Source organism: Hydrogenophaga sp. FW305-3-2-15-A-LB1 (genome assembly GCF_058787875.1).
The window spans coordinates 1-25,779 of sequence record NZ_JBYTAE010000094.1 but is presented as its reverse complement, the minus strand read 5'-3'; the positions used below and the strand labels follow the sequence as shown (position 1 = coordinate 25,779).

The 25,779-nt window shown below is 70.8% G+C and carries 26 protein-coding genes; 16 read left to right on the top strand and 10 right to left on the bottom strand.

What is annotated here, in order from left to right; genetic code table 11:
• Both AC3WPZ_RS23870 and bfr read right to left on the bottom strand, forming a co-directional pair.
• Positions 1-199, bottom strand: a 199-nt coding sequence (locus tag AC3WPZ_RS23870) for a (2Fe-2S)-binding protein (protein ID WP_492441876.1), incomplete at its 3' end; no start/stop codon positions are given.
• Positions 200-340: 141 nt separating this feature from the next.
• Positions 341-817, bottom strand: coding sequence for a bacterioferritin (gene bfr / locus AC3WPZ_RS23865; protein WP_382152838.1), 477 nt, complete (start codon positions 815-817; stop codon positions 341-343).
• 198 nt (positions 818-1,015) lie between these two features.
• Between bfr and AC3WPZ_RS23860 the strand changes: the two genes are divergently transcribed.
• From AC3WPZ_RS23860 to AC3WPZ_RS23790, 15 genes are all read left to right on the top strand, one after another.
• Positions 1,016-3,259, top strand: a complete 2,244-nt coding sequence (locus tag AC3WPZ_RS23860) for a TonB-dependent hemoglobin/transferrin/lactoferrin family receptor (protein ID WP_492441873.1) — start codon at positions 1,016-1,018, stop codon at positions 3,257-3,259.
• Positions 3,260-3,278: 19 nt separating this feature from the next.
• The gene (locus AC3WPZ_RS23855) at positions 3,279-3,611 is read left to right on the top strand and encodes a hypothetical protein (protein WP_382322351.1); all 333 of its coding nucleotides are present in this window, start codon (positions 3,279-3,281) and stop codon (positions 3,609-3,611) included.
• Between the two features lie 44 nt (positions 3,612-3,655).
• Positions 3,656-4,750: a hemin-degrading factor gene (locus AC3WPZ_RS23850; RefSeq protein ID WP_492441871.1), complete on the top strand. Its 1,095-nt coding sequence runs from the start codon at positions 3,656-3,658 to the stop codon at positions 4,748-4,750.
• The gene (locus AC3WPZ_RS23845) at positions 4,747-5,154 is read left to right on the top strand and encodes a VOC family protein (protein WP_382322349.1); all 408 of its coding nucleotides are present in this window, start codon (positions 4,747-4,749) and stop codon (positions 5,152-5,154) included. The genes AC3WPZ_RS23850 and AC3WPZ_RS23845 overlap by 4 nt, the downstream gene beginning before the upstream one ends.
• A gap of 32 nt (positions 5,155-5,186) precedes the next feature.
• On the top strand, positions 5,187-6,071 hold the full coding sequence (locus tag AC3WPZ_RS23840) for a heme/hemin ABC transporter substrate-binding protein (protein WP_492441869.1): 885 nt from the start codon (positions 5,187-5,189) through the stop codon (positions 6,069-6,071).
• Positions 6,068-6,565: a VOC family protein gene (locus tag AC3WPZ_RS23835; RefSeq protein ID WP_492441867.1), complete on the top strand. Its 498-nt coding sequence runs from the start codon at positions 6,068-6,070 to the stop codon at positions 6,563-6,565. The genes AC3WPZ_RS23840 and AC3WPZ_RS23835 overlap by 4 nt, the downstream gene beginning before the upstream one ends.
• On the top strand, positions 6,562-7,644 hold the full coding sequence (locus AC3WPZ_RS23830) for a FecCD family ABC transporter permease (protein WP_492441865.1): 1,083 nt from the start codon (positions 6,562-6,564) through the stop codon (positions 7,642-7,644). The genes AC3WPZ_RS23835 and AC3WPZ_RS23830 overlap by 4 nt, the downstream gene beginning before the upstream one ends.
• Positions 7,641-8,591 (top strand): heme ABC transporter ATP-binding protein, encoded by a 951-nt coding sequence (locus AC3WPZ_RS23825; protein ID WP_492441863.1) that lies wholly within the window; start codon positions 7,641-7,643, stop codon positions 8,589-8,591. The genes AC3WPZ_RS23830 and AC3WPZ_RS23825 overlap by 4 nt, the downstream gene beginning before the upstream one ends.
• Positions 8,588-9,025 carry a hypothetical protein gene (locus AC3WPZ_RS23820; protein ID WP_492441861.1) on the top strand — a complete coding sequence of 146 codons (438 nt, stop codon included), beginning with the start codon at positions 8,588-8,590 and terminating at the stop codon, positions 9,023-9,025. The genes AC3WPZ_RS23825 and AC3WPZ_RS23820 overlap by 4 nt, the downstream gene beginning before the upstream one ends.
• 147 nt (positions 9,026-9,172) lie before the next feature.
• The gene (locus AC3WPZ_RS23815) at positions 9,173-10,402 is read left to right on the top strand and encodes an ABC transporter substrate-binding protein (protein WP_492441859.1); all 1,230 of its coding nucleotides are present in this window, start codon (positions 9,173-9,175) and stop codon (positions 10,400-10,402) included.
• Positions 10,403-10,409: 7 nt separating this feature from the next.
• Positions 10,410-11,273, top strand: coding sequence for a branched-chain amino acid ABC transporter permease (locus tag AC3WPZ_RS23810; protein ID WP_444688999.1), 864 nt, complete (start codon positions 10,410-10,412; stop codon positions 11,271-11,273).
• Positions 11,270-12,256 carry an ABC transporter permease subunit gene (locus AC3WPZ_RS23805; RefSeq protein WP_492435997.1) on the top strand — a complete coding sequence of 329 codons (987 nt, stop codon included), beginning with the start codon at positions 11,270-11,272 and terminating at the stop codon, positions 12,254-12,256. Before AC3WPZ_RS23810 ends, AC3WPZ_RS23805 begins: the two co-directional genes overlap by 4 nt.
• The gene (locus AC3WPZ_RS23800; RefSeq protein ID WP_492441857.1) at positions 12,253-12,999 is read left to right on the top strand and encodes an ATP-binding cassette domain-containing protein; all 747 of its coding nucleotides are present in this window, start codon (positions 12,253-12,255) and stop codon (positions 12,997-12,999) included. The genes AC3WPZ_RS23805 and AC3WPZ_RS23800 overlap by 4 nt, the downstream gene beginning before the upstream one ends.
• Positions 12,992-13,699, top strand: a complete 708-nt coding sequence (locus tag AC3WPZ_RS23795; RefSeq protein WP_492441855.1) for an ABC transporter ATP-binding protein — start codon at positions 12,992-12,994, stop codon at positions 13,697-13,699. Before AC3WPZ_RS23800 ends, AC3WPZ_RS23795 begins: the two co-directional genes overlap by 8 nt.
• A 29-nt stretch (positions 13,700-13,728) precedes the next feature.
• Entirely contained in the window at positions 13,729-15,234 is a 1,506-nt protein-coding gene (locus AC3WPZ_RS23790; protein WP_492441853.1) for an amidase, read from the top strand.
• 5 nt (positions 15,235-15,239) lie between these two features.
• Here the strand turns inward: AC3WPZ_RS23790 and AC3WPZ_RS23785 are convergent, their stop codons facing one another.
• Positions 15,240-16,232, bottom strand: a complete 993-nt coding sequence (locus tag AC3WPZ_RS23785; protein ID WP_492441851.1) for a carbon-nitrogen hydrolase family protein — start codon at positions 16,230-16,232, stop codon at positions 15,240-15,242.
• A 107-nt stretch (positions 16,233-16,339) separates the two neighbouring features.
• Here AC3WPZ_RS23785 and AC3WPZ_RS23780 point away from each other — a divergent pair, with 107 nt between their 5' ends.
• Positions 16,340-17,260, top strand: a complete 921-nt coding sequence (locus AC3WPZ_RS23780; RefSeq protein WP_492441849.1) for a helix-turn-helix domain-containing protein — start codon at positions 16,340-16,342, stop codon at positions 17,258-17,260.
• A gap of 3 nt (positions 17,261-17,263) precedes the next feature.
• Here the strand turns inward: AC3WPZ_RS23780 and AC3WPZ_RS23775 are convergent, their stop codons facing one another.
• From AC3WPZ_RS23775 to AC3WPZ_RS23745, 7 genes are all read right to left on the bottom strand, one after another.
• On the bottom strand, positions 17,264-18,178 hold the full coding sequence (locus tag AC3WPZ_RS23775; protein WP_382322337.1) for an AraC family transcriptional regulator: 915 nt from the start codon (positions 18,176-18,178) through the stop codon (positions 17,264-17,266).
• A gap of 97 nt (positions 18,179-18,275) precedes the next feature.
• Positions 18,276-19,388 carry a DUF1513 domain-containing protein gene (locus AC3WPZ_RS23770; protein ID WP_492441847.1) on the bottom strand — a complete coding sequence of 371 codons (1,113 nt, stop codon included), beginning with the start codon at positions 19,386-19,388 and terminating at the stop codon, positions 18,276-18,278.
• Positions 19,378-20,472: an imelysin family protein gene (locus AC3WPZ_RS23765; RefSeq protein WP_492435989.1), complete on the bottom strand. Its 1,095-nt coding sequence runs from the start codon at positions 20,470-20,472 to the stop codon at positions 19,378-19,380. Before AC3WPZ_RS23765 ends, AC3WPZ_RS23770 begins: the two co-directional genes overlap by 11 nt.
• Positions 20,469-21,962, bottom strand: coding sequence for a di-heme oxidoreductase family protein (locus AC3WPZ_RS23760; RefSeq protein ID WP_444688991.1), 1,494 nt, complete (start codon positions 21,960-21,962; stop codon positions 20,469-20,471). The genes AC3WPZ_RS23765 and AC3WPZ_RS23760 overlap by 4 nt, the downstream gene beginning before the upstream one ends.
• 147 nt (positions 21,963-22,109) lie before the next feature.
• The gene (locus tag AC3WPZ_RS23755; protein ID WP_492441844.1) at positions 22,110-23,294 is read right to left on the bottom strand and encodes an imelysin family protein; all 1,185 of its coding nucleotides are present in this window, start codon (positions 23,292-23,294) and stop codon (positions 22,110-22,112) included.
• A 132-nt stretch (positions 23,295-23,426) separates the two neighbouring features.
• Positions 23,427-24,824 (bottom strand): aminopeptidase P N-terminal domain-containing protein, encoded by a 1,398-nt coding sequence (locus tag AC3WPZ_RS23750; protein ID WP_492441842.1) that lies wholly within the window; start codon positions 24,822-24,824, stop codon positions 23,427-23,429.
• A gap of 45 nt (positions 24,825-24,869) precedes the next feature.
• On the bottom strand, positions 24,870-25,574 hold the full coding sequence (locus AC3WPZ_RS23745; protein ID WP_492441878.1) for a nucleotidyltransferase family protein: 705 nt from the start codon (positions 25,572-25,574) through the stop codon (positions 24,870-24,872).
• Positions 25,575-25,779: the final 205 nt, after the last annotated feature.

Below are 25,779 nucleotides of genomic sequence, written 5' to 3'. Positions count from 1 at the left end.
GGGTGGTGGGGTGCAGCTGCAGGTGCACCACCGACTGGTGGGGTGTGCACTCCGACCACAGGGTGCGCGCGCAGGACTCGCACTGGCCGCACTGGGTGGCCACGCCCAGCTCGAGCTGGATGTCGTCGAATGCCATGCCGGACCGCGCACAACGTGCGATGGTCTGGTCACTGACTCGGTGGCAAACGCAAACGATCATGGGGCTGGGCGGGACGGAAAAAGGGTGGTTCAAGGTGAACGTGTGCGCAAATGATAATTGATCGTATTCAAAAGACCAAAAAAAGCCCCGCGAAAAGGCGGGGCTCTGTGGCAAGAAGGGAACGGCCTGGGGCGGGAGCGGTCAGCTGACCGAGCCCATCTGGCTCTGCAGGTAGTTCTGGATGCCCACCTTGTCCAGCAGGTCGATCTGGGTTTCCAGGAAGTCGATGTGCTCTTCCGTGTCGTCCAGGATCGTCTGCAGCAGGTCGCGCGAGACGTAGTCGCGCACCGATTCGCAGTGGGCGATGCCGTCCTTGATGGTCTTCTGCGCGCCGGTTTCCAGGCCCAGGTCGCTCTTGAGGATCTCGGGCACGTCCTCGCCGATGTGCAGCTTGCCCAGGTCCTGCAGGTTGGGCAGGCCGTCGAGCGTGAAGATGCGGTCCATGAGCTTGTCGGCGTGCTTCATTTCGCCGATCGACTCTTCGTATTCCTTGGCCGCCAGCTTGTCCAGGCCCCAGTGCTTGAGCATGCGGTAGTGGACGAAATACTGGTTGATCGCGGTGAGCTCGTTCTTGAGCTGCGCTTGCAGATGGGTGATGACTTGGGCGTCGCCTTTCATGGGACCACTCCTTTCGTTTTTGGTTGACAGGCGCGCATTGTGCGCGGAGCGCGCTATCAATTCAGTGCTGAGAATCGGTACGGCTTGCAAATGAGAATCGTTCGCATATAATCGATCCTCCAGCCAGCCCGCACCCGGCAGCCCGCCTGAGGTCGTGACGCCAGCCTTGTCCTCCACCCTCTGGATCCAGGTGCCGTCTTGACCCCCTCGCGCTCCCCCGTCTCCCTTTCCCTTTCTTCCCTGCGGCTCAGCCCGCTCTGCCTGGCCTGCCTCGCCCTGCTGTCCGGTCCGGCCCTGGCCCAGACCGCGCCCCAGGCCACCCAGGTGGCTCAGGCATCCACCTTGCGCGAGGTGGTGGTGAGCGGCTCGCGCAGCGAGCGCGCGATCGAGGACGTGCCCGCCAGCATCGACGTGATCACGGGCGAGGACCTCGACCCCGCGCGCGTGCAGGACATCCGCGACCTCGTGCGCGAGGTGCCCAACATGAGCGTGCGCCGCGCGCCGCAGCGCTTCGGCGGCGTCACCGGCTCGACCGGGCGCGATGGCAACGCGGGCTTCAACCTGCGGGGTCTCGAAGGCAACCGCGTGCTGCTCACGGTCGACGGCATCCGCGTGCCGCGCGAACTCTCCAGCGGCGTGTTCGGCTCGGCCTCGTTCGGTCGCGACTACTACGACCTGGGCCTGATCTCGCGCGTGGAAATCGTGCGGGGCGCGAACTCCGCGCTGTATGGTTCCGATGGCCTGGCCGGCATGGTCGCGATGTTCACCACCGAACCCAAGGATCTGCTCCAGCCGGGCAAGACCTTCGGTGGCCGCGTGGGGCTCAAGGCCGACAGCGAAGATGACAGCCGCGGCGTCGGTGTCACGCTGGTCGGCGCGCCGAACGACACGCTTCAATGGCTGGGCAGCGTGCAGGTCGGTCGCAGCGGCGAGCTGGACAACCAGGGCACCAACGAATCGCTCAACAGCACACGCACCGCGCCCAACCCGCAGAAGGACAAGAACGTCTCGCTGCTGGGCAAGGTGGTGCTCACCCCCGGCGCGGGCCAGCGCCACACCCTCACGCTGGAACACGTGGACAAGTCGGGCGAGGTCGAGGCCTACACGGCCCGCGCGACCAGCATGGGCGTCACCACGCAGGACGTGGACGGCACCACCGACATGGAGCGCACGCGCCTGAGCTGGGACGGCCGCTTCAAGGTGAACTCGGCCTGGGCCGACGAGTTGCGCGCCACCGTGGGCTACCAGCAGGCCGAATCGCAGGAGGTCTCGACTGAGCGGCGCAGCGCCGCGCCCACCTACCGCGTGCGCGACGTGAGCTACACCGAGAAGCTCTGGCAAGGCGTGCTGCAGGCCGAGAAGGCCCGATCGCTGGGCGCCGACTGGGGGCAGAAGCTGGTCTACGGCGTGGACGTGTCGGTCGCGAAGATGGACAACATCGTCACCGGCGTGGGCGCGCCCGCCTACGAGAGCTACCCGCTCAAGCGCTTCCCGCCCACCAGCGAGACCAACACCGCGCTGTTCGTGCAGAGCGAGTTCGCCAGCGAGCGCTGGAGCATCATCCCGGCGCTGCGCTACGACCGCTTCGACCTCAAGGCCAAGGGCAGTCCGCTGTACCCGCTGCAGCCGGCCAGTCTGTCGGACTCGGCGCTCTCGCCCAAGCTGGGCGCGATCTTCCGCCCTGGCGCCGAGCTGAACCTGTTCGCCAACCTCGCGGCCGGCTTCAAGGCGCCGAGCGCGCTGCAGCTCAACAACTACTTCCAGAACACGCTCGCGAGCTACCGCACGATTCCCAACCCCAACCTCAAACCCGAGAGCAGCCGCACGCTGGAGCTCGGCGCGCGCGACAAGGTGGGTCCGGTGCAGTGGGAGGCCGCCGTGTTTACCGGCCGCTACAAGGACTTCATCGAAGAGCTCGTGGTGGTGGGCGGCCAGGCGGGCAACCCGCTCAACCCCCTGACCTACCAGGCAGTCAACCGCGGCCAGGTGCGCCTGAGCGGTTTCGAACTCAAGGGCAAGTTCGCGCTCGGCCCGGCCACCGACCTGCGCCTGGCCTATGGCCAGACCAAGGGCAAGGACACCCGCCTGGGCGCACCGCTGAACACGGTCAACCCGGCGCGCCTGCTGCTCGGCGTGGACCAGCGCGTGGGCGACTGGAAGCTGGGCGCCGTGGTCGCGCACACGATGAAGAAGTCCACCAGCGACATCAACTACGCCAACCTGGCCAACCAGTTCGCACCGCCTTCGTCCACCACGCTGGACCTGCGCGCGAGCTGGCAGGTCAGCAAGGCCACGCGGCTCAGCGCCGCGATCCACAACGTGACGGACCGCAAGTACTGGGAGTGGACCAACGTCGTCGGCGTGGCCGCGAACTCGCCCGTGCTCGACGCCTACACCGCACCGGGCCGCAGCTTCTCGGTGGCGCTCGTCACCGACTTCTAGCCACCTCACAGGAGCCACCATGCCCGCCGCAGCCGACCACCACACCGAGACGACCGCCGACGAGGAGTACACCCTGCCCAGCGTGGAGGCCTTGCTCGCGGGCACCCTGGCGCTGATGACCGGCTACGCGCAGAGCGCGCGCGACTGCCCGCACCGCCCGTGCATGGCGCGCAAGCTGGTGTCCAACCTGCTGTACCTCTCGGCGCACCCGCAGCTCTCGCCGCCGATGCAGACCATGCTGGCCAACCTGCGCACGCGCTGGCAGCTCGAGCTGGAGCACACCGCCGAGGCCATGGCCGTCGAAGCCACGCCCACGCCCCTGTGGCACCCCGTTCCCGCCCGCGTGCAGTGACCGACCGACGCACGCCGGCCCCACCCCACCTTCAGGAGAAGCACATGAATGCCCACGACATCCGAACCGCCTTCCAGGGCATGCGCGCCAGCGGCCTGCGGGCCAAGGAGGCCGCCGAAGCGCTGGGCCTGAGCGAAGGCGCGGCCATCGCCGCGCACCGCGGCGCGCACGGCGCGCCGCTGCAGGCCATCGCGCTCAAGCCCGACTGGCTGGGCCTGCTGCAGTCGCTCGAAGCCTGCGGCCCGTTGATGGCCCTCACGCGCAACGAGAGCGTGGTGCACGAGAAGACCGGCGTGTACCAGAAGGTCTCGGCCAGCGGGCCCGTGGGCCTGGCGCTGGGCGAGCAGATCGACTTGCGCCTGTTCTTCAACCAGTGGCACGCGGGCTTCGTGGTGGCCGAGGCGCTCAAGTCGCAGCCCGGCATGGGCACGCCCAGCCTGCAGTTCTTCGACCGCCACGGCGTGGCCGTGCACAAGGTCTATGTGCGCGAGCAGACCGACCTGGCCGCGTGGCAGCGCATGATCGCCGCGCACAGCGACGACCAGCGCGAGATCGACTTCGTGGCGCGCGCCGCGGCCGGCGGCACGGCCTCGCCCCAGCCCCTGGTGGACGCCAACGCGTTCGGCACGGCCTGGGGCGCGATGACCGACACGCACCAGTTCTTCCCGCTGCTCAAGCAGTTCGGCCTGGAGCGCCAGCAGGGCTTTCGCCTGGTCGAGGGCCGCTACACGCACCGCGTGGAAAAGGCGGCGGTGCGCGAGCTGTTGATGGAAGCGGCCTTCGATGGCACGCCCATCATGGTCTTCGTCGGCAGTCCGGGCTGCATCCAGATCCACACCGGGCCGGTGAAGCGCGTGGAGCCGATGGAGATCCAGGGCAAGGCCTGGCTCAACGTGCTCGACCCCGGCTTCAACCTGCACCTGCGCGAAGACCTGATCCAGGACGTGTGGGTGGTCGAGAAGCCGACCAGCGACGGCGTCGTCACCTCGGTGGAGGCCTTCGACGCGCGCGGTGAACTCATGGCCATGTTCTTCGGCGCGCGCAAGCCCGGCCAGAGCGAGCTGCAGGCCTGGCGCCACATCGTCGCGCACCTGCAGGCCGCCGCCGCGGGCCAGACGAGCGGCGCGGTGACCGCATGAGCACCGCCGCCGCCGCCCTGCAGGCCGTCGAGATCAAGGCCTTCGTGCCGGCGAAGGACTTCGCGTTGTCCAAGCGCTTCTACGCCGACCTGGGCTTCACCCAGCGTTCCGAGGGTGGGGGCGTGGCGTACTTCTGCGTCGGCGACTGTCCCTTCCTGCTGCAGGACTTCTACGAACAGGCGCTGGCCGAGAACCTCGTCATGCACCTGCTGGTGACCGATGTGCACGCCTGGCGCGCGCACGTCGAGGCGCAGGACCTCGCGGGCCGTTACGGCGCGCGCATCACGCCGGTGACGGCGCAGCCCTGGGGCATCACCGAGTTCGTGGTGATCGACCCCTCGGGCGTGTGCTGGCACATCGGGCAGAACACGCCCGGCTTCGCGCCGGTGGGCCGTCTGCCCTGAACGCCTTTTCTCCAGTTTCCAGGGAACCCCCGATGTTCAATTCCTCCTCCCTCTCACGCCGGCGCGCGCTGCAGGCCCTCTCGGCCATGGCGGCAGCGGGGTCGCCCCTGGGTCTGATGGCGGCCCCCCCTGCACCGCGCCTCATCACGGTGGGCGGCGGCATCACCGAGGTGGTCTACGCGCTGGGCGCGCAGGACCAGTTGGTCGGCACCGACACCACCAGTCTGTACCCGGCGGCGGCGCAGGCCACGCCCAAGGTGGGTTACATGCGCCAGCTCTCGGCCGAAGGCCTGCTCGCGCTGCGACCCGACGCGCTGATCGCCGGCACCGACGCCGGCCCACCGGTGGTGATCGACCAGTTGCGCAGCGCCGGTGTGCGCGTGGAGCTGGTGGCGTCCGACCACACCTGGGACGAGGTGCGCCGCAAGATCGCCGCCGTGGGCCGCGCCTCGAACCGCGAAGCCGCCGCGCGCGAGCTGCAGGCCCGGCTCGATGCGCGCTGGCAGGCCGTGGGCGCGCGCGTGCAAGCCGCCAAGGGTCCGGGGCCGAAGATCCTGTTCGTGCTCTCGCACAGCGGCAGCCCGCAGGTCTCGGGCGAGAAGACGGCGGCCGATGCGCTGATCCGCTTCATCGGCGCGCACAACGCGCTCGGCGGTTTCCAGGGTTACCGGCCGATGACGGCCGAGGCCATGGCGCAGGCCGCGCCCGACCTGATCCTGACCACCACGCAAGGCATCGAAGCCATCGGCGGCGAAGCGAAGTTCTGGCAACGCCCCGAACTCGCGCTCACGCCGGCCTTCCAGCGCCGCGCATCCGGCAAAACGCTGGTGCACCTGGACGCGCTGGAGCTGCTCGGCTTCGGCCCGCGCCTGCCCGAGGTGGTGGAGCGCCTGCACGACCAGGTGGTGAAAACATGAACGCCGTGCGCCACGACCTCGCCAACGTGCGCACGCCCAACCTGCACCGCGCGGTGGCCGACTACACCGAGGTGCTGGGCTTCGAATGCCGGCAGCACATTCCCGGCGTGTGCGCGCTGGTGGCGCACGGCCCGCTGCAGGTGCAGCTCTGGGCCTGCGCCGCCACGCCTGGGCGCTGGGAACGGCCCACGCCGGGCGACCGGGGCTTCGCGCCCGGCCACCACCGCGTCGAGGTGCCGCGCATCCACGTGCTGCACGCCAGCCTGCGCGCGGCCGTGCTGCGCCCCTGCCGCACCGGCCTGGGCGGGCGCAAGCCGCTGCACGCGCACCGCTTCGAAGGCGAGTCGCCGCGCTGGCAGCCCTGGGGCGCGTGGGAACTCACGCTCAGCGACATCGACGGCAACGTGCTGCACCTGATCGACCGCGTGGCCTGGTGGCCCGACGTGTCGGCGCAGCGCCAGCCCGGCGAGCAGCGCATGGAGGACCGCTCGTGAACGCGGCCGCGCCGGCGTTGGCGGCCCTGCGCTGGACGCCGCGCCGCCTCTCCGGCCCGAGCCTGTTGCTCTGTTTGGGCGCGCTGCTGGTGCTCACACTGCTGTGGGCGGCGGGCCAGGGCGCCTACAGCCTGCCGCTGAGCGAGTTGCCGGGCGTGCTGCTGGGCGCGGTGACCACCACCGCGCCCGGCGGCAGCGGCGCCGAGCTGGTGTTCTTCAACATCCGGCTGCCGCGCCTGGTGCTGGGCCTGGCCGCCGGGGCCGGCCTGGGCCTGGCCGGCGCGCTCATGCAGGGCCTGTTCCGCAACCCGCTGGCCGACCCGGGCCTGATCGGCGTGAGCAGCGGCGCGGCGCTCGCGGCGGGCGCCACCATCGTCATGGGCAACCTCTGGTTCCCCGACCTGCCACGTTCGCTGGGCAGCTGGACGCTGGTGCTCATGGCCTTCGGCGGCGGCCTGGCGGTCACCGTGCTGATCTACCTGCTCTCGCGCGGCGAAGGCGGCACGCGCGTGGGGCTGATGCTGCTGGCCGGCATCGCGGTCAACGCGCTGGCCGGCGCGGGGCTGGGCCTGCTGAGTTTCCTGGCCACCGACGAACAGCTGCGCAACCTGCAGTTCTGGCTGCTCGGCAGCCTGGGCGGCGCGCGCTGGAGCGCCGTCGCGCTGGTGGGCGGCATCACGCTCGTGGCCGGAGGGATCGGGCTGCGGCTGGCGCGCCCGCTCAACGCGCTCGCGCTGGGCGAGGCGCAGGCGGTGCTGCTGGGCGTGTCGGTCGAGCGCGTGAAGCAGATCGCCATCGTGGTCACGGCGCTGGCCGTGGGCGCGGTCACCGCCACCACCGGCATCATCGGATTCATCGGCCTGGTGGCGCCGCACATGGTGCGCCTGGTGGCCGGGCCCGACCACCGCTGGGTGCTGCCCGGCGCGGCCCTGCTGGGCGCGGTGCTGGTGCTGCTGGCCGACGCGGTGGCGCGCACCCTCCTGCAACCGGCCGAGCTGCCGCTGGGCGTGCTCACCGCGGTGGTGGGCGTGCCCTTCTTCCTGCTCCTGCTGCGCGGCGCGCACGGGAGGCGCCTGTGAACGCGCGCCTGCTCGACGCCGACTGGCGCAGCGCCTGCGGTGAACTGCCGGCCGGCGAACGCCCGCTGTGGCTGGACGACGACGAGGACGCCGAACCCGGCATCGACACGCCCGCCCTGGACGAGGGGCAGGGCCTGTGCGCGCTGGACGTGGGCGTGCGCGCCGGCCCCAGCACCCTGCTGCAAGGCGTGCAGCTGCAACTCGCGCCCGGCGAGGTCGGTGCCATCCTCGGCCCCAACGGCGCGGGCAAGTCCACCCTGCTCTCGGTGCTCTCGGGCCTGCGCGCGCCCGACAGCGGCCGTGTGACGCTCAACGGCCTGGCGGTCACGCCCGCGACCGTGCACCAGCTCGCGCGCCACCGCGCGGTGCTGCCGCAGGAGACGGCCGTGGCCTTCGACTTCCGCGTGCGGGACGTGGTGGAGCTCGGTCGCTACCCGCACCACCTGCAACCGTCTCCCAACGAGGCCGCCATCGTGCAGGCCGCGATGCAGGCCACCGGTGTGGCCGGCATGGCCGAGCGCAGCATCAGCAGCCTGAGCGGCGGCGAACGCGCGCGCGCGCAGCTGGCGCGCGTGATGGCGCAGATCTGGGCGCCGCGCGCCGACGGTGCGCCGCGCTGGCTGCTGCTCGACGAACCGACGGCCGCGCTCGACCTGCGCCACCAGCACGAGACCCTGAGCACCGTGCAGCGCTGGGCGCGCGAGCAGGGCGTGGGCGTGCTCGCCGTGCTGCACGACCCCAACCTCGCCCTGCGCTACGCCGACCGCGTGTGGGTGCTCGACGGTGGGGTGCTGCAGGCCAGCGGCCCGCCCGCGCGCGTGCTGCGGCCCGCGCTGGTGCGGCGCGTGTGGCAGGTGCAGGCCAGCACCGTGCGCGCGGCCGACGGCGTGCCCCAGTTGCTCATCGCGGCCGGCGCGCCGCCTTTGCCCGGGAAGGACCGCCCATGACACAGACCCCGCCATCGATCCTGCTCACGCGCCACGACAGCGCGGCCGCGCGCGAGATCGCCATCGAACACGGTGTGCTGACCCGCCAGGTGGCCGGCCTGCAGCGCCGCGTGGGCGAACAGCTGCGCGCCCATGCCTTGCGCGTGTCGGCGCTGGAAGACGAGGTGCTGCACCTGCGCGCGCAACTCATCGTCTCGCGCACCAGCCTGCTCTGGGGCCTGGGCGTGGCCGGCGTCATGAAGCCGCTGGCCCGCCGCGCCCGCCCGCTGGCCGGGCGCGCCGAAGCCCAGGCGATGGCCGAGGCCAGCAGCGTGATCTGCCAGACCGGTTGTGTGGGCCACGCCCATCCCTGGCTGGAGGCCGACGGCCAGTGCCGCCGCACCGGCCAGGCCTGCGAGCTCTACGCCGGCAGCGCCAGCGAAGCCGCCAAGTAGCGCCGTTTCCGGCAGGAATTGCGCCGACCCTGCCGAAGTTGCGCTGAAGTTCGGTCGCACCCCCTCCAAGGCATTGGCCGCTTCGCACGGCTGAAATATCGTCGCTCCCCACACGGGCCCGCCGGGCTTTCGACAAGGAGCAACGCTTTGAATCCGAACCGCCGTTCTTTCACGGGCTCGATGGCCTGCGGCCTGCTGGCCGCGCCGCTCGCCAGCCTGACCTCCCTGGCGCGCGCCCAGGGCAACGACATCGTCATCGGCAGCATCCAGGACATGTCGGGTCCCCTGCAGCCCTTCGGCCGCGGCAAGAGCAACGTGCTCAAGTTCGGCGTGGCCCAGATCAACGCCGCGGGCGGCCTGCTCGGGCGCAAGCTGCGCATCGTCGAGTACGACACCCAGTCCAACAACCAGCTCTACGCCCAGTTCGGCCAGCAGCTCGCGCTGCGCGACAAGGCCGTCGTGGCCTTCGGCGGCGTGACCAGCGCGGCGCGCGAGGTGGTGCGCCCGGTGCTGCGCCGCGCCAACGTGCCCTACTTCTACAACATGCCTTACGAAGGCGGCGTGTGCGACCGCAACACGGTGCTCACCGGCGTCACGCCCAGCCATGCGCTGCGCACCATCGTGCCGCACCTCATCAAGCACCACGGCAAGAAGCTCTACGTGCTGGGCGCCGACTACAACTTCGGCCAGCTCTCGGCCAAGTGGATCCGCCGGCTCGCGGCCGAGCACGGCGGCGAGGTGGTGGGGGTCGAACTCTTTCCGATGGACGCGGCCAACTTCAACGCCACCATCGCCAAGATCCAGGCCGCCGCGCCCCACGCGATCATCAACAGCTTCGTCGGCCCGGCGCACGGCAGCTTCTACGGCCAGTGGGCGGCCTCGGGCATGAAGGGCAAGGTGGCCCTGGCCTCGCAGACCTTCGGCGACGTGGGCGAGCACCTGCTGATGCCCAAGGAGATCACCAACGGCGTGATCGTCTGCACCAACTACTTCGAGGAGCTGGACCTGCCCTCGAACAAGGCCTTCATCAAGGCCTACCGCGACGCCGGCAACAAGGACTACGTGAGCAACACCACGATGAACGAGTACGTGGCGCTGCGCCTGTGGGCCGCCGCCGTGGCCAAGGCCGGCAGCCTGGACCGCAACGCCGTGTTGAAGGCGCTGGAGTCGGGTCTGTCGGTCGACGCGCCGCACGGCAAGGTGTCGCTGGACGCGGCCACCCACCACTGCAGCTACGACATGTACCTGGCCGAGGTGCGAGACGGCGGCTACCGGGTGCTGGAGAAGACCAGCGCCGTGACCGCGATCGACATGGTGGGGCAGTGCGACCTCGTGAAGACCCCCGCGACCAACCAGCAGTTCGAGCCCCGGATCTGAGCACCGCATGGAGCACCTCGTCCTGTCCTTCCACCTGCTGTACGCCATCGCCCTGCTGGTGCTCACCAGCCTGGGCCTGGCCATCGTCTTCGGGATGATGCGCGTGGTGAACTTCGCGCACGGCGAGTTCCTCATGATCGGCGGCTACACCCTGGTGCTCTGCGTCCAGGCCGGCCTCAACATCTGGCTCGCGATGTTCGTGATCGCGCCGCTGGTGGTGGGGCTGGTGGGCTACGCGCTGGAGCGGCTCATCATCCGCCACCTCTACGGCCGCATGCTCGACACCATCCTCGCCACCTGGGGCGTGAGCCTGGCGCTCATCGGCCTGGCGACCTGGGCCTTCGGCTTCCAGCAGCGCGGCGTGGTCTCGCCCCTGGGCAGCTTCACGCTCGGCGGCCACCGCGACTCCTGGTACAGCGTGCTCATCATCGGGGTGGCGATCGTGCTGGTCGCGGCCACCTGGTGGGTGCTGCGGCGCACGCGCATCGGCCTGCTGGCGCGCGGCACCATGCAGAGCGCTCCCATGGCCGAGGCCCTGGGCATGAACACCTCGCGCGTGTACGCCTGGACCTTCGCGGCCGGCGCGGCCGTCAGCGGCCTGGCCGGCGCGGTGATGGCACCGCTCACCGGCGCCGTGCCCACCATCGGCACCGCCTACGTCACGCGCGCCTTCATCACCGTGATCACCGGCGGCGCCAACGCCATCACCGGCACGGTGGTGGCCAGCACCCTGTTCGGCACGCTCAGCGAGGCCGTGACGCGCTGGGCCACCCCGGTGGCCGGCCACGTGGCGCTGCTGGTGGCGGCCATCGTGCTGCTGCGGCTCATGCCCTCGGGCATCACCGGTCGCTTCTTCCGGAGGTCGCTGTGAACGGGGGGCTGCGCAAGTTCCAGCCGCTGCTGTGGGCCGGTGGCCTGCTGGTGTTGTTCGGTGTGGCCGGGGTGGTCGAGCTGGCCACGCTGGTGAGCCTGAACGTCTACGTGATCCTCTCCATCCTGGCGCTGAGCATGGCGCTGGTCTGGGGCGTGGCCGGCATCTTCAGCTTCGGCCAGTCGGTGTTCTTCGGCCTGGGCGCCTACGCCTACGCGGTGCTCGCGCTGGGCGGCCATGGCAGCGCCGTGGCATTGGCGGCGTCGGTCGCCGTGCCCTGCGTGGGCGCGGCGCTGATGGGTTACTTCCTGTTCTACGGCCGCATCAGCGACGTGTACCTGGGCGTGATCACGCTCACCGCGTCCCTGATCCTGTTCCACCTGGTCAACACCGTCTCGGGCGCGGACTTCCGCCTGGGCGGCGTGGCGCTCGGGGGCTACAACGGCATTCCCGGCGTGCCGCCACCCGCTTTGCCCGGCGGGCAGGAGCTGGACTTCGTGCAGCTCTACCTGCTCTCGGCCGGCGTGCTGGTGCTGGTGTACGCGGGCCTGCGTTGGCTGGTGCGCTCGCGCTTCGGCCAGGCGGTGGCGGCCGTGCGCGAGCACGAGCTGCGCGCCGAGCTGCTGGGCTACGACGCGCGCGCCCACAAGCTGGGGGTGTTCGTCATCGGTGCCGGCATCGCCGGGCTGGCCGGTGCCCTGCACGCGGCCTGGGGCGGCTTCGTCGGGCCCGATGTGTTCGGCATCGGTTTCGCCGCGCAGATCATCATCTGGGCCCAGGTCGGTGGCGTGGGCCTGCTGGCCGGGCCGGTGGTGGGCTGTGTGCTGATCCAGTGGCTCACCACCTGGCTGGGCCAGACCCGGCTGGCCGACACCAACCTGGTGCTGGGTGTGATCTTCGTGCTGTGCGTGCTGCTGTTGCCCGCCGGCCTGCTGCCCTGGTTGCGCCAGCGCCTGCGGCGCGACCCCGGGAGCGCGGCATGAACGCGGTGCAAGTCCCTCCGGTGTGGGCCGTGGACACCGAAGGCCTCACGGTGCGCTTTGGCGGCGTGGTGGCGGTGGACCGGGTGAATCTGCAGGTGGCGCGCGGCGAGCTGCGCTGCCTGATCGGCCCCAACGGCGCCGGCAAGAGCACCTTGTTCAAGACGCTCACCGGCCAGCAGAAACCCAGCGCCGGCCGGGTGCGCATCCTGGGCCAGGACGTGGGGCGCCTGGAGCGCCACCAGATCGCGCGCCTGGGCGTGGGCGTGAAGACCCAGGTGCCCAGCGTGTTCGACGGCCTCACGGTGGGCGCCAGCCTGCGTGTGGCGGCCGGGCGCCACCGCGAACGGCGGCCCGTGGCCGCCGTGGTCGACGAGGTGCTGGAGCAGCTGCGCCTGGGCGCGGTGCGCGACCGCCAGCTCGCCACGCTCTCGCACGGCCAGCGGCAGTGGGTCGAGCTGGGCATGGTGCTGGCCACCGACGCGCAGCTGGTGCTGCTGGACGAACCCGTGGCCGGCATGAGCGAGGAGGAGACCGCGCGCACCGCCGAGCTGATCCTCTCCATCCGCGCCGGGCGCGCGGTGGTGGTGGTGGAACACGACATGCGCTTCGTGCGCCGCATCGCCGACCGCGTGACCGTGCTGCACCGGGGTGCGGTGCTGCGCGACGGGCCGGTGGCCGAGGTGTTGGCCGATCCGGTCGTGCGCGATGTGTATCTGGGTCGTGAGGAGCATGTCCGTGCTTGAACTGCAAGGCGTTCGCGGCGGCTACGGCCGCATCAACATCCTCGACGGCATCGCGCTGCGCGTGGACGACGGCGAGGTGCTCGGCGTGCTCGGCCACAACGGCATGGGCAAGACCACGCTGATGCGCGCCATCGTGGGCGAGATCGCGGTGAGCGCCGGTGAGCTGCGCTGGCAGGGCGAGTCCATCGCGCGCCTGCCGACGCACCGGCGCGTGGCGCGCGGCATCGGCTACGTGCCGCAGGGCCGGCGCATCTTCCCGCTGCTCTCGGTGCGCGAGAACCTGCTGTTCGCCGCTTCGGTGCACGGCGGGCGGCAGGCCATGCAGGTGGTGGACGAGGTGCTGGCCGACTTCCCCGCGCTGCCGCGCCTGCTCGATCGGCCCGGTGGGCTGCTCAGCGGCGGTGAACAGCAGATCCTGGCGCTCGCGCGCTGCCTGTGCACGCGCCCGAAGCTGGTGCTGCTGGACGAACCGACCGAGGGCATCCAGCCCTCCATCATCGAAGACATGGTGCTGCTGCTGCGCTCGCTGCGGCAGCGCCACCGGCTCTCCATCGTGCTGGTGGAGCAGAACCTGGACTTCCTGCGCGCCCTGTCCGACCGCATCGTCGTGTTGGAGAAGGGCCGCACCGTGCGCGAGGCGCGCGCCAGCGACACCGCCGCGATGGCGGCGCTCGTCGAATCGGCCGAGTTCGCCGGCTGACCGTCAACCCGTTTTTTCAGAGGAACACCATGGCATTCAACCTGCCGAACAAGGACCGCCTGCACCGCCTGGGCGCGCAGCTGGGCATCGACGTGGACGCGGACTACGCGCAGACCGTGCTGGACATACTGGCGCCGCTGGTGCCCGAGTTCCGGGCCCTGGACCGCCTGCCCAACGAGCCCCTGCCGGTGCACTACCCGCGCGCCGGCGGCAGCCGTCCCGAGCCGCGGGACAACCCCTGGGGTGCCTGGTGGATGCGCACCGACATCCAGGGCGCGGCCCAGGGCAAGCTGGCCGGCCTGCGCCTGGCGATCAAGGACAACGTGCAGATCGCGGGCGTGCCGATGATGAACGGCGCCTCGCTGCTCGAAGGTTTTGTGCCCGACGGCGACGCCACGCTGGTCACGCGCATCCTCGATGCCGGCGGCCACATCGTGGGCAAGTCGGTCTGCGAGTATTTTTCGTTCTCCGGCGGCAGCGCCACCAGCGCCACCGGCCCGGTGGAGAGCCCGCGCAACCCGGGCCACACGCCCGGCGGCTCCACCACCGGCAGCGCGGCGCTGCTCGCGGCGGGCGAGGTGGACCTGGCGATCGGCGCCGACCAGGCGGGCTCGATCCGCATCCCGGCCTCGTTCTCCGGCATCGTGGGCCTCAAGCCCACCTACGGCCTGGTGCCCTACACCGGCGTCATGGGGCTGGACTACACGATCGACCACGTGGGCCCGATGGCGCGCGACGTGGCGGGCGTGGCCCTGCTGCTGGAGGTGATCGCCGGCGAGGACGGCATCGACGGGCGCCAGCGCAACGTGCGCGTGGAGCGCTACACCGAGGGGCTGGACCAAGATGTGAAAGGCCTGCGCATCGGCGTGGTGAAGGAGTCGTTCGGCCTGCCCGAATCGCACCCGGGCACCGACGCGGCGGTGCGCGCCGCCATCGACGCCCTGCGCGCGGCCGGTGCGATCGTGGACGAGGTGTCGGTGCCGTGGCACCGCCACGGCTTCGCGATCTGGAGCGCGATCGCCAACGAAGGCACGTACCACACGCTGTACGGCGGGCAGGGCGCGGGCCACCTGACCACGGGCGCCTACCCGCTCGCGCTCATGACCGCGCTGGGCGGGCTGCGCGAGCGCGCCAACGAGATGCCGCACACGCTCAAGATCGGCATGCTGCTGGGCGCCTACGTGCACCAGCAGTACCAGGGCCGCTATTACGCGAAGGCGCAGAACCTGCGCCGCCGGCTGCGCCAGGCCTACGACGACGCGTTGGAGGGCCGCGACCTGCTGCTGATGCCGACCACGCCGTTTCCCACGCTGCCGATCCCGCCGGCCGACGCGGGCGTGGCGGCCGTGATCCAGCACAGCTGGACCATGCTGGCCAACACCAGCGCGTTCGACCTCACCGGCCACCCCGCCATCAGCGTGCCCTGCGGCGAGACCGACGGCAAGCCGGTGGGCCTGATGCTGATCGGCCGCCACTTCGACGACGCGCTGGTGCTGCGCGCGGCCGCCGGCCACGAGCGGCTGCACGCCGGCTGATCGGCTCAGGCGTCCTCCATCGCCCGCACCGTGCCCTGGACCACGGAGGACTGGGGCAGCGCGGTCTGCGGCGCGCGGTTCACGTCGAAGCTGAAGACGTCGGGCCGGCTGTAGTGCCCCGCGCCGTCGGCGAAGAACTTGGCGAACGCGATCATGGACAGATCGAGATCGGCAAAGATCACCGCTTCGGTGTCGCGGTGCGGCTCGGCGAGCCATTTGCCGTTGGGTCCCATGAAGCCGCTGATGCCACCGCCCACGGTGGGGGCGTCCGGGCCCGGCTTCATGCCGAGCCGCTCGACGATCTCTTCCGACACGCGGCCCTGCACCAGGATCACGTAGGTCTGGGCGCAGATCGCATGCGCGGCGGCCAGCGTGGTCGAGTAGTGGTCGAAGTCGCTCGCGTTGGGGTCGCCATGGGTGGCGTTGATGGCCGGCCAGGAGGCGACGTGGATCTGTTCGCCCATGGCCGCGAGCGCATGGCGGTTCAGGTCCATGCTGTGCTCGAAGCAGATCAGGCCGCCCACCTTGGCGAAGCCGGTGTCCACCACGAAGACATCGCGGCCGTCGCCGCGTCCCCACACGGTGCGCTCGGCATTGGTCGGGTGCAGCTTGCGGTGCCGGGCGACCAGCCGCCCTTGCGGCGAGAACCAGGCCATGGTGTTGTACAGCGTGCCGCCCTCCCGTTCATTGACCCCCAGGCAGACCCAGATGCCCGCCTCGCGGGCCGCCGCGGCGATCTGGTCCGCCTGCGGGCTCGGGAACTCGATGGCGTTGCGGTACAGCTCCGCGAACAGCGGCGCCGCGTACTTCGAGGTGTGGGACCAGATCCAGTGCGGGTACCCCGGCAGGAAGGTTTCCGGAAAGGCGACGAGGCGGGCGCCGCCGGCTGCGGCCTGCTGGATGAACGCGATCGTGCGTTGAACACCGGCCTCGAGATCGAGGAAGGGCGCGGCGGCATGAACGGCAGCGACGCGCACGGATTCAAAGGAAGTGGTCATGGTGTGAGCCTGTGTGAGAACCCCGCGAACCTTGCGGTGGCCGGATCATCTGCGGGCGGTCCCCAACGGGTCTATCGGAATCGCTTCGCCGTTGTCAAAATCGTTCCATGAGCACACCCTCCCTTCCGTGGCCGGATGATGTCTTTCTGCCCGGCCAGACCCACGGCATCGCGCAGCGCTCGGAAGTTCAGCTCCTGCGGGAGAGCGCATCCCTGCGGTGGCGAGGCCTGTATGCCTCGCTGGTCCAGGAGGCGCCCTGGAGCGCGGACCTGCCGGTGGCGTCGACCGCAGGCATCGCCTACTGCGTGTCGACGGCCAGCCCGGTGGCGCGCACGCTGTCCCGGGTGCGCCGGGAAGCGGTGCTGAGGCCGCGCCAGTTCAGCGTGTTGCCCGGCGCATCCACGAGCCGATGGGCGATCTCGGGCCGCCCCCGCATCCTGCACCTCTATGTCCACGACGCCATCTTTCGGAAGGTGGCCGACGAGCTCTACCGGCGTTCTTCGTCGGTCGGTGAGCTCATCCCCCGGCTGTGCACGCACGACCCGGTGATCGCCCACCTGGCCGAGACCACCCTCGAGCTGCTGTGCGAGGGCGACGCCGCCAGCCCTTACCAGGCCGATCACCTGGCCCACATGCTGGCGAGCCGGCTGCTCAGCCACCATTCCAGCCTGACGCCACGAAAGAGTGCCACGGTCCCCGGGCCGCGCGTGCACCGCTGGCGGCGGCTGCTCGATCACATCGAGGACCATCTGGCGGAGGATCTCTCGTTGGAGGCCATGGCCGAGCGTGCCGGCCTGCCCGCGACCCAGCTGTGGCGGTCGTTCCGCGCGCACCTGGGCACGAGCCCGCACCAGTACATCCTTCTGCGGCGCCTGGAGCACGCCAGGCGCCTGCTGGAAGACGGCACGGAGCCCATCGCCGAGATCGCTGTGCAGAGCGGGTTTTCCAGCCAGAGCCATCTGGCCAGCGCCTTCAAGAAACACTTCCAGACCACGCCCGCCCAGCATCGCCGCCAGCGGCGGGGCTAGGCCTCAGTGCCGGCGCGGCGCGCGCACCTCGCCCAGGGCCGTGCGGTAGGCGCGCGGTGAAAGCCCGGTGGCCTTGCCGAACACGCGGGCCAGGTGCTCGGCGTTTGAAAAGCCGCTCTGGCGCGCCACCACCTCCATCGTCAGCGACGTGGTCTCCAGCAGGCGGCGCGCCTGCGCCACGCGCAACTCGGTCACGTACTGCAGCGGCGAGCGGCCGGTGGAGGCCTTGAAGCAGCGCATGAAGTGGTACTTGGTGAGCCCGGTCTGGGCCGCCAGGTCGTCCAGGCTCAGGTCCTGCGCGAGCTGTTCCTTGATGTGGTCGATCAGCCGCGCGAGCTGGGCCGAGGGCAGCTTGCGCACCGCCGGGCCGGCGGGCGCGCGCGTGTTCCATTGCCGCGCCAGCTCGTTGGCGATCACGGTGCAGTAGCTGTCCACCAGGATCTGCGGGCTGTCCGCCGAGGCCTGCTGCATGAACTGCGTGAGCGCCTGGTAGATCATCGGGTTGGCGAAGCCGCGCTGCGACAGCTCCCACAGGCCGTCGTTCGGATTGCGGTGGCCCAGCTCGTCGAGCAGCGCGGCCAGGTCGGTGGCCGAGAGCGCGAGCAGGGTCACGTCCGCGAAACCGTCCTTGAGCCAGCGGTAGGCGTTGCCCGCGGGGAAGAGGTGCAGTGGGTGCGGGTGGCTGCTGAAGTGGTCGCGAAAGCCCCAGCCGAAATCGAACAGCGCGCGCTTGAGCCGGTACTGGTTGGCGGCCAGCAGCACCACCTCGTCCAGCGGCGGGATGTCCACCGTGTGGGCCTCGAAGGTGCAGTGAATGAGGCGGCCCCGGCACCGGCCGCCCAAGGTCGTGACCTGGTCCAGGTGGAAGTTGGGCGAGCGGGACAGCACATTCGCCAGGTGCGGTGCGACGGTGTTCATGGGCAGCTTGCGATCACCCTTCCGGCCGCCAACGTGCCGGGCGCCTGATTCTGCCACCGCACCCGCTGACAGGCTGGTGTGGAGGCGGGTACCCGCCTCAGGCCTGGGGCCAGACGGCCCAGTGGTTGTCGATCTGCAGGCGCTCGCCGCCGCGCGTGCTGGTGCGGGCCTCGGTGCCTTCGGGCGCGCACCACACGCCTTCGGCGCCGCTGGCCCACCAGTGGCCCTGGTCGGCCGCGAGCGCATAGGCCTCGCGGTGCGCGAGGTTCTGCGACCAGCGCGCGTCGGCGCCGAACAGGGCCAGTGCGTCCGCGCGCGGGCAGCTCACCACGAAACCGCCCTCGGGCAGGGCGCAGATGTCGCCGCCATAACCCTGCACCGCAGGCTGGGCCAGCGAGGCCTGCAGGCGCTGGCCGTTCCACGCGGCGAACACCGGCGCGCGCCGCTTGGCCTCGGCATCGGGGTGCTCGGCCTGCAGCGCGATGCCGACCGTGCGCGACACCGGGTCCCAGGCCAGGTGGCGGATGCTCAGGTAGGGGTCGTCCAGGCGCCACTGGCCCAGCACCGCACCGTCGCGCGGGTCCAGCGCCACCAGCGAGGCGTCCATGCGGTCGAGCTGGCGCTTGCTGCGCCCGGTCTCGGGCAGCGTGGGGATGCCGCCGTTGGCCACCAGCAGGCTGCCGACCGGGATCTCGCCCACGCGCTGCGGCAGCACGATCAGCTCGTGCGGGTCCATGCCCTGCGTGGCCCACTCGGCGGATTTCTCCAGCGTCTTCGCGTCGCGCGTGGCCAGGCGGCCCTGCGCGGTGTCGAGGTCGGTTTCGGTGGTCCAGATCGTCTGGCCATCGGGGCTGGCGACGGCGTGGCCATTGAAGCGGCGGTCGTCCTCGATCCAGTGCCATTGCGTCTGCCCGCTCACCGGATGCCAACGCAGCAGCCAGTCGCCCGGGCGGCGCGCGGCGGCCAGCACGCTGCCACCGGCTTCGAGCAACAGGCCGTGCGCGCGCGTGGGCACGGCGAGCGAGCGCTGCACCGACCAGCGCGCCCCGTCCACCGCGATCACGCCGATGCGGTGTTCGTTCGAGGTTTGCCAGGCCGAGATCAGGCGCGTGCCCGCGCTGCGCGCGGCCCGGGCCGGCGCGAGGCCCATGGCTGCAGCAGCGACCAGCCACTGGCGGCGCGACAGCAGCAGGGGGGTGTCAGTCGCCATCGGCATCCGAGAACCCGAGTGGCACATCCAGCGCGGCCGCGACCTCGTTCTGGAACAGCACGGTCACGGCCTTCATCGACTTCGTGAGCGCGAGCAGCTCGCGCTCGTTCGAGCGCGGCGTGAGCTTGTCCATGCCCGCCGTCACCTGGTCCAGCGCCTGGCCCCATTTCTGCGCCAGCGCGAGCTGGCCCCGGCCCATGAGCAGGGCCTCCATCGGCACCAGGGCCTGGCCGGCGGCGGGTGGTTGCGCACCGGGGGGCAGGCGGCCTTGCTGGCGCAGGCTCTGCCATTGCGCGCGCCAGTCGCGCAGGTTGCTCTCGCGGTCGAGCCGGGCGTAGGGCACCGGCGCGCCCTTGGCCGCGTTGCCGGTGGTCTGGTGGGTGGTGATGGGTTTTTCGATGTGGGCCCAGCGCAGCCGCTCCAGGCCGGCGAGCCACTGGTTGACCCATTCGGCCAGCGAGGCGGTGGTGACCTCGGGTTCGTCGTCCCATTCCTTCGTGGCCCATTGGCCGAGTTCGTCGTTCAGGGCGCGTGCCTCGGCGGCGATGCCCTGCGCCACCAGCTCGGCGTAGCGGCAGGCCGGGGCCGGCGCGGGCTGGCGGCTGCCGGCCCACTGGTTCAGCAGCAGTTCGAAGGCGGGAAAGCCTTTGGCGGGCGTGCCCACGCGCTCCATGTCCGCCAGGGTGTTGGGCGCCTTCTCCATCGAGCGGCGCAGCAGGTCCGGGCGGGTGGGCCAGAAGTCGATCTGGCGCTGCGAGCGCCGCGTGACCAGCGGCCCCACGGCCGGCGTGGACAGGGTCTCCCAGCTCACCAGCGTGTCCTGCCATTGCGCGCGCAAGGCCGGCAGCGTGGCCTGGCCCTTGCAATGTTGGGCCGTGGTCTCGACCAGGCGATCGGCCTGGACCTGGAAGTCGCGCGCCAGCGGCGGCAGGTGGTGCGTGTACACGCCCTGCAGGGCCTGCTCGGCCGAGTAGTAGGGCGCGGCCACGATGGGGGCGTTCTGCGCCGCCGCGAGGCCGGACAGCGTGAGGCCCAGGGCCAGCGCGGTGGCGCTGCGAAGGAAGGCAAAAGCAGACGTTGTCATAGCGACTCCACGAATTTCACGAGCGCGCTGCGGTCGGCCCGTTTCATCTTGAGCACCTGCTCCTTGGACGCCTGGGCCTCGCCGCCGTGCCAGAGGATGGCTTCGAGCACGCCGTTGGCGCGGCCGTCGTGCATCAGGCGGGTGTGGCCGTTGACGTCCTTGATGAGGCCGATGCCCCAGAGCGGCGGGGTTTTCCACTGGCTGCCGCTGGCGAGGTAGTCCGGGCGACCGTCGGCGAGGTCCGGGCCCATGTCGTGCAGCAGCAGGTCGGTGTAGGGCCAGATGCGCTGGCCCTTGAGGGCGGGGCTGGTGAGCGGCGGAAACGGGCCTTCGGCCGTGACGTAGCTCGGGCGGTGGCAGGCCGCGCATTGCGCCTGCGCGAACAGCGCCTGGCCGCGCAGCACCTGCGGGTCGTTCACGTTGCGCCGCGCCGCCGGGGCCAGCGTGGCCTGGTAGAAGATCACCTGGCCCAGGGTCTCGTCGTCGATCTCGGGTTTCAGCGCGGTCGCGTTGGCCGCCGGCACGATGCCGTCGCGGCCTGTGGTCTTGCCGCCGCCGTGCGGCGCGGCCAGGCAGTCCTTCTGCGTGGGCGTGCAGGTCTCGTGCGGGAAGGCGTTGGAGGTGATGCCGATGTCGCCATGGAAAGCCCCGGCGGTCTGGTGCGCGAGGGTGGCGACGTTGGCCTTCCAGCCCAAGCGCCCCAGGCGCTCTTCCTGCGCGAACACGTCCCACACGCGGTTGGGCTGGCCCTTGATGGGGCCGGGCGCGGCCGCCTGTTCGCGCGCGTTGCGCAGGATCTCGGCATCGGGAATGGCTTCGATCAGGCCGATGCCGGCGAGCTGCGGTGCGATGCGCGGGCTGACCATGAGGCCGGGTGCGAACGGGCCGTAGGCGAGGTCGGTCAGCTTGTAGATCGGCTTTTGCAGCGTGTAGCGCGTGCCGTCCGCGAAGCGGCCGTGAATGGGCTGTTGGCGGATCTCGACCCGGCCCTCGGGCTTGACGCCCTGGATCGCCGCGTTGTTGAACTGGTCGCCGTACACCGGGTCGGGCCGCACGCCGGCCTTGGGGTCGGGCGTGCCGGCCACCGACAGGCGCATGAGCAGCGCCACCGTGCCTTCGGGCTCGGGGCCCAGCGTGTTCTTCCAGGCCGGCGGCTCGCCCCGGCCATCGAGCACGTGGCAGCCCGCGCAGGACCGCGCGATGAAATGCGGGCCCAGGCCGTCGCGCGCGGTGGTGGAGGCCGGCGCCTCCACCCAGTTGCGTTTGAAGAACGAGTTGCCGATCACGAAGCGCGTGCGCCCCGGATCGTCCAGGTTGGCCAGCGGAAACGAAAACGCGTTCTTGCCGGTGGCGTAGACCGTGGTCGCGCCACCGGTCTTCTCACCCAACGGGTCGGGCGCTTCGTCGGCGTGCAGGACGAGCGCGGCGGAGCCGCAAAACAGGACCCCCATGGCGAGCGCAAGGCGCGTGGCTGTGGGAAGGAGCGACATGATGAAGGCCTAGACAACAGAAGAAACGTCAATCCAGAGGGGTCAAGGGTCCGGCTCCGCCGGCCCGAGACCCCGTCCCCCCTCCCAGCGCCGAAGGCGCGCCAGAGAGGGGGGAAGCCGCGCAGCGGCGCAGGGGGGTGTTCCGAATCAAGGTTCCACGAGCGTCAGCTTGGCGATGCCCACCGCGCTGGCCGATTCCACCAGCAGCTTGGACTGTTCCACCAGGCTGGCGACGGTCTTCTCGATCGCCGGGCGGCCGGCCGAACCCTTGGCGATGGCGCGGTCGAACGGGGCGGGAATGGCTTCGGCACCCGCCACCGAGGCGGCGATCTGCGCGGTGGTCTTCTCGGCCAGGTCGGCCTTCTTGGCGGCCACCAGGTCGCGCACGCCCGGGCCTTGCAGCACGCTGCCGTCGCGCTTCTTGTACTGGCCCAGCCACACGTTCTGGATGCCGGTGGCGTTGGTCACGATGTCGCGGTGCGTGTTGTCGGAGAAGCAGGAGTGTTCGTCTTCCTGGTCCTGCGAGTTCAGCGCCACTTCCATGCGCTCACCCGAGAGTTCGCCGCGCGAGAGCGAGCCCAGGCCCACGATGATCTTGCGCACCGATTCCTTGCCGCCCTTCTCGAAGCGCGCGCGGTAGTTCTTCTGGCCGGGCGCCCAGGCCTTGACCAGGAAGTTCAGGTCGTCCACCAGCAGCTCGGTGGCCACGGTGAGGAACTGGCGGCGGCGGTCGGCGTTGGGGGTCTTGCCGTCCACATAGTCCTCGAACGAGCGGTTGCCCGGGCCGGTTTCGCTCAGGTCCTGGCCCCACAGCAGGAACTCGATCGCGTGCCAGCCGGAGCTGATGTTCTCTTCACCACCGCGCTCGTTGAACTTGGCCAGGTTGGTCTTGGTGATCTTGAACTTGGTGTTGGCGATCAGGCCGGCCTTGGGCTTGCCCTGCACGTAGTCCACATAGGCTTCGTCCAGCGGCCAGGCGTTGATCTGGCCTTCCGGGCCCTTGTCGTCGTCGATCGGGCCGCCGTAGAAGCGGAAGGCCTCGGTCTGGCCGTAGAACTCGCGGGCGCCCAGCCAGGCCTTGCGCGCGGCGGCCAGGCCGTCGGCCGAGGGCGCGGCCACGAAGGCCTTGATGGTGGTCTGCATCTCCTGCGCGGCGGCCAGGGTGTCGCTGTAGTTGGCGTGCACCAGCGCGGCGTAGTGCGTGGCCACGGTGGCGTAGGTCGTGGCGGCGGGCGCGCTCGCGGCCGCGGGAGCGGCGGCCTGGGCGTGGGCCGGTGCGTGCAGCAGGGACAGGGTGGCCGACAGGGCCAGAACGAGCAGGGTGGGTTTCATGGCGGAAGGGCTTGGAGTGAAGGAATCGGGCCGGCAGCGCCGGTGGGTCTCACAGTGTAAATGAGAATGATTCCTGCTCTATATCCAAGACCCGGCCGCCGATGGGCCCATCGGCGGTGCTCTTGACCTGCGTCAAGCGCGCATCAGGGCTTCAATCTCGTCGGCCTTCACCGGCACGTCGCGCGAGATGAGTTCGCAGCCGGTCGCGGTGACGATGGCGTCGTCCTCGATGCGGATGCCGATGTTCCAGAAATGCTCGGGCACGCCTTCGCCTGGCCGCACGTACAGGCCGGGCTCGATGGTGAGCACCATGCCGGGGCGCAGCACGCGGCTGGGCCGGTCCTTGATGGTCTCGCCGCTGAGCGGGTCCTGGCGCTCGCTCACGCTGCCCAGCTCGGAGGGCTCCACGTAGCTGCCGCAGTCGTGCACGTCCATGCCCAGCCAGTGCCCGGTGCGGTGCATGTAGAACGGGAAGTAGGCGCGGTGGGCGATCACGTCCTGCGCGTTGCCGACCTTGTTGCGGTCCAGCAGGCCGACGTCGAGCAGGCCCTGGGCCAGCACCGCCACGGTGGCCTCGTGCGGGTCGACGAAGCGCGCGCCGGCCTTGGTGGCGGCCACGGCGGCGTCCTGGCTGGCGAGCACGAGGTCGTACAGCGTGCGCTGCGGGCCGGTGAAGCGGCCGTTGGCGGGAAAGGTGCGGGTGATGTCGCTGGCGTAGCCGTCGAGTTCGCAGCCGGCGTCGATCAGCACCAGCTCGCCGCTGCGGATCGGCGCGGCGTCGGCGCGGTAGTGCAGCACGCAGGCGTTGGCGCCGGCGGCCACGATGCTGCCGTAGGCCGGGTACTGCGAGCCGTGTTCGCGGAAGCTGTGCAGCAGCTCGGCGTCGAGGTGGTACTCACGCACGTCCTGCCCGGCGCGCAGCATGGCCGCGCTGCGCTGCATGGCGCGGATGTGGGCCTTGGCGCTGATCTGAGCGGCGCGGCGCATGGTGGCCTGCTCGAAGGCGTCCTTCACCAGCCGCAGTTCGTCGAGGATGCCGCAGAGGTCGCGCTGCGATTCGGGGCACAGCGCGCCGTAGCGCACGCGCGCGCGCACCGGTTGCAGCCAGCCGTTGATGCGGCTCTCCAGCCCCGCGTGCGTGGCGAAGGGGTACCACACGGTCTGGCGGTTCTCCAGCAATTTGGGCAGGCGCTGGTCGAGTTCGGCGACGGAAAACGCCTCGCTCACACCCAGGTGTGCCGGTGCGGCTTCGGGGCCCAGGCGGATGCCGTCCCAGATCTCGCGCTCCAGGTCCTTGGGCTGGCAGAACAGCGTGGTCTGGCCCTCGGCGGTGATCACCAGCCAGGCGTTGGGCTCGGTGAAACCGGTGAGGTAATAGAAGTAGCTGTCGTGCCGGTAGATGAAATCGGTGTCGCGGTTGCGCGGCCGTTCCAGCGCGGTGGGCACGATGGCGATGCCGCCGGCACCGAGCTGGGCGGCCACGCGGGCGCGGCGCTCCGCGTACAGGGTGGTGTGGGTGGTGGAGTCCATGCGGGCCATTGTCGGCGTTTTGGCGCGCGCCGTGGGGCGTGGGGATCAGCCCGCAGTGTTCAGTTCCGCGAGTCGCTCCGGGGTGCCCACGTCCACCCAGGGGCCGATGTAGAGCTCGGCGCTCACCAGGCCGGCGTCCATGGCGCGGCGCAGCAGCGGCGCCAGCGGCTCGGCCGTGCCCTGCGGGTTGCCCGGCACGATCTCGCACCAGGGCGCCTCGAACAGCTCGCGGCGGTACAGGCCGATGGTGCTGTAGGTGTGGCGCATCTCGGCCTCGTTGAGCGCCAGGCCCTCGGCGCTCAGGCCGAAATCGCCGCGTGGGTGGTGCGGCGGGTTGGGCACCAGCCAGAGGTGGGCGAGCTGGCCGCTGGCCTTGAAGCGGGCCACGCTGGTCGGCGTGAAGGCGAACTCCGGCGCGTACACGTCGCCCGCTAGCACCCAGAACACATCGCCCAGCAGCGGCAGCGCGCGCGCGATGCCCCCGGCGGTCTCCAGCGCGTAGCCGAAGTCCTGGCCTTCGCGCGAGACGGTCACCTCGGTGCCCGGGTGCTGCGCCTGCCAGTCGGCGCAGAAGGCGTCGATCTGTTCGCCCAGCCAGGCGGTGTTGACCACCAGGCGCCGGAAGCCGCCGGCCAGCAAGGCCTCCATTGGCCACTGCATCAAGGGCCGGCCCTGCACCGTCAGCAGAGGCTTGGGCGTTTCGTCCGTCAGGGGGCGCATGCGCATGCCACGCCCGGCGGCAAGCAGCATGGCCGGGATGGGGGCGGTGGCAAGTCGGGTCATGGGTGTTGGACGGTGGGCGTACCGGGTTCACAGGGCCCGACGCATCCGGAATTATGAGCGCCTGCGCGCGGCTCGGCCGGCCGTCGGGGGCGCCGGTCCGGGCGGCCCGATAAAATCCCCTGTTTTGCGCCGCCGCGCAATTGTTCCTTCCTCATACCCTCCCCCAGCACCC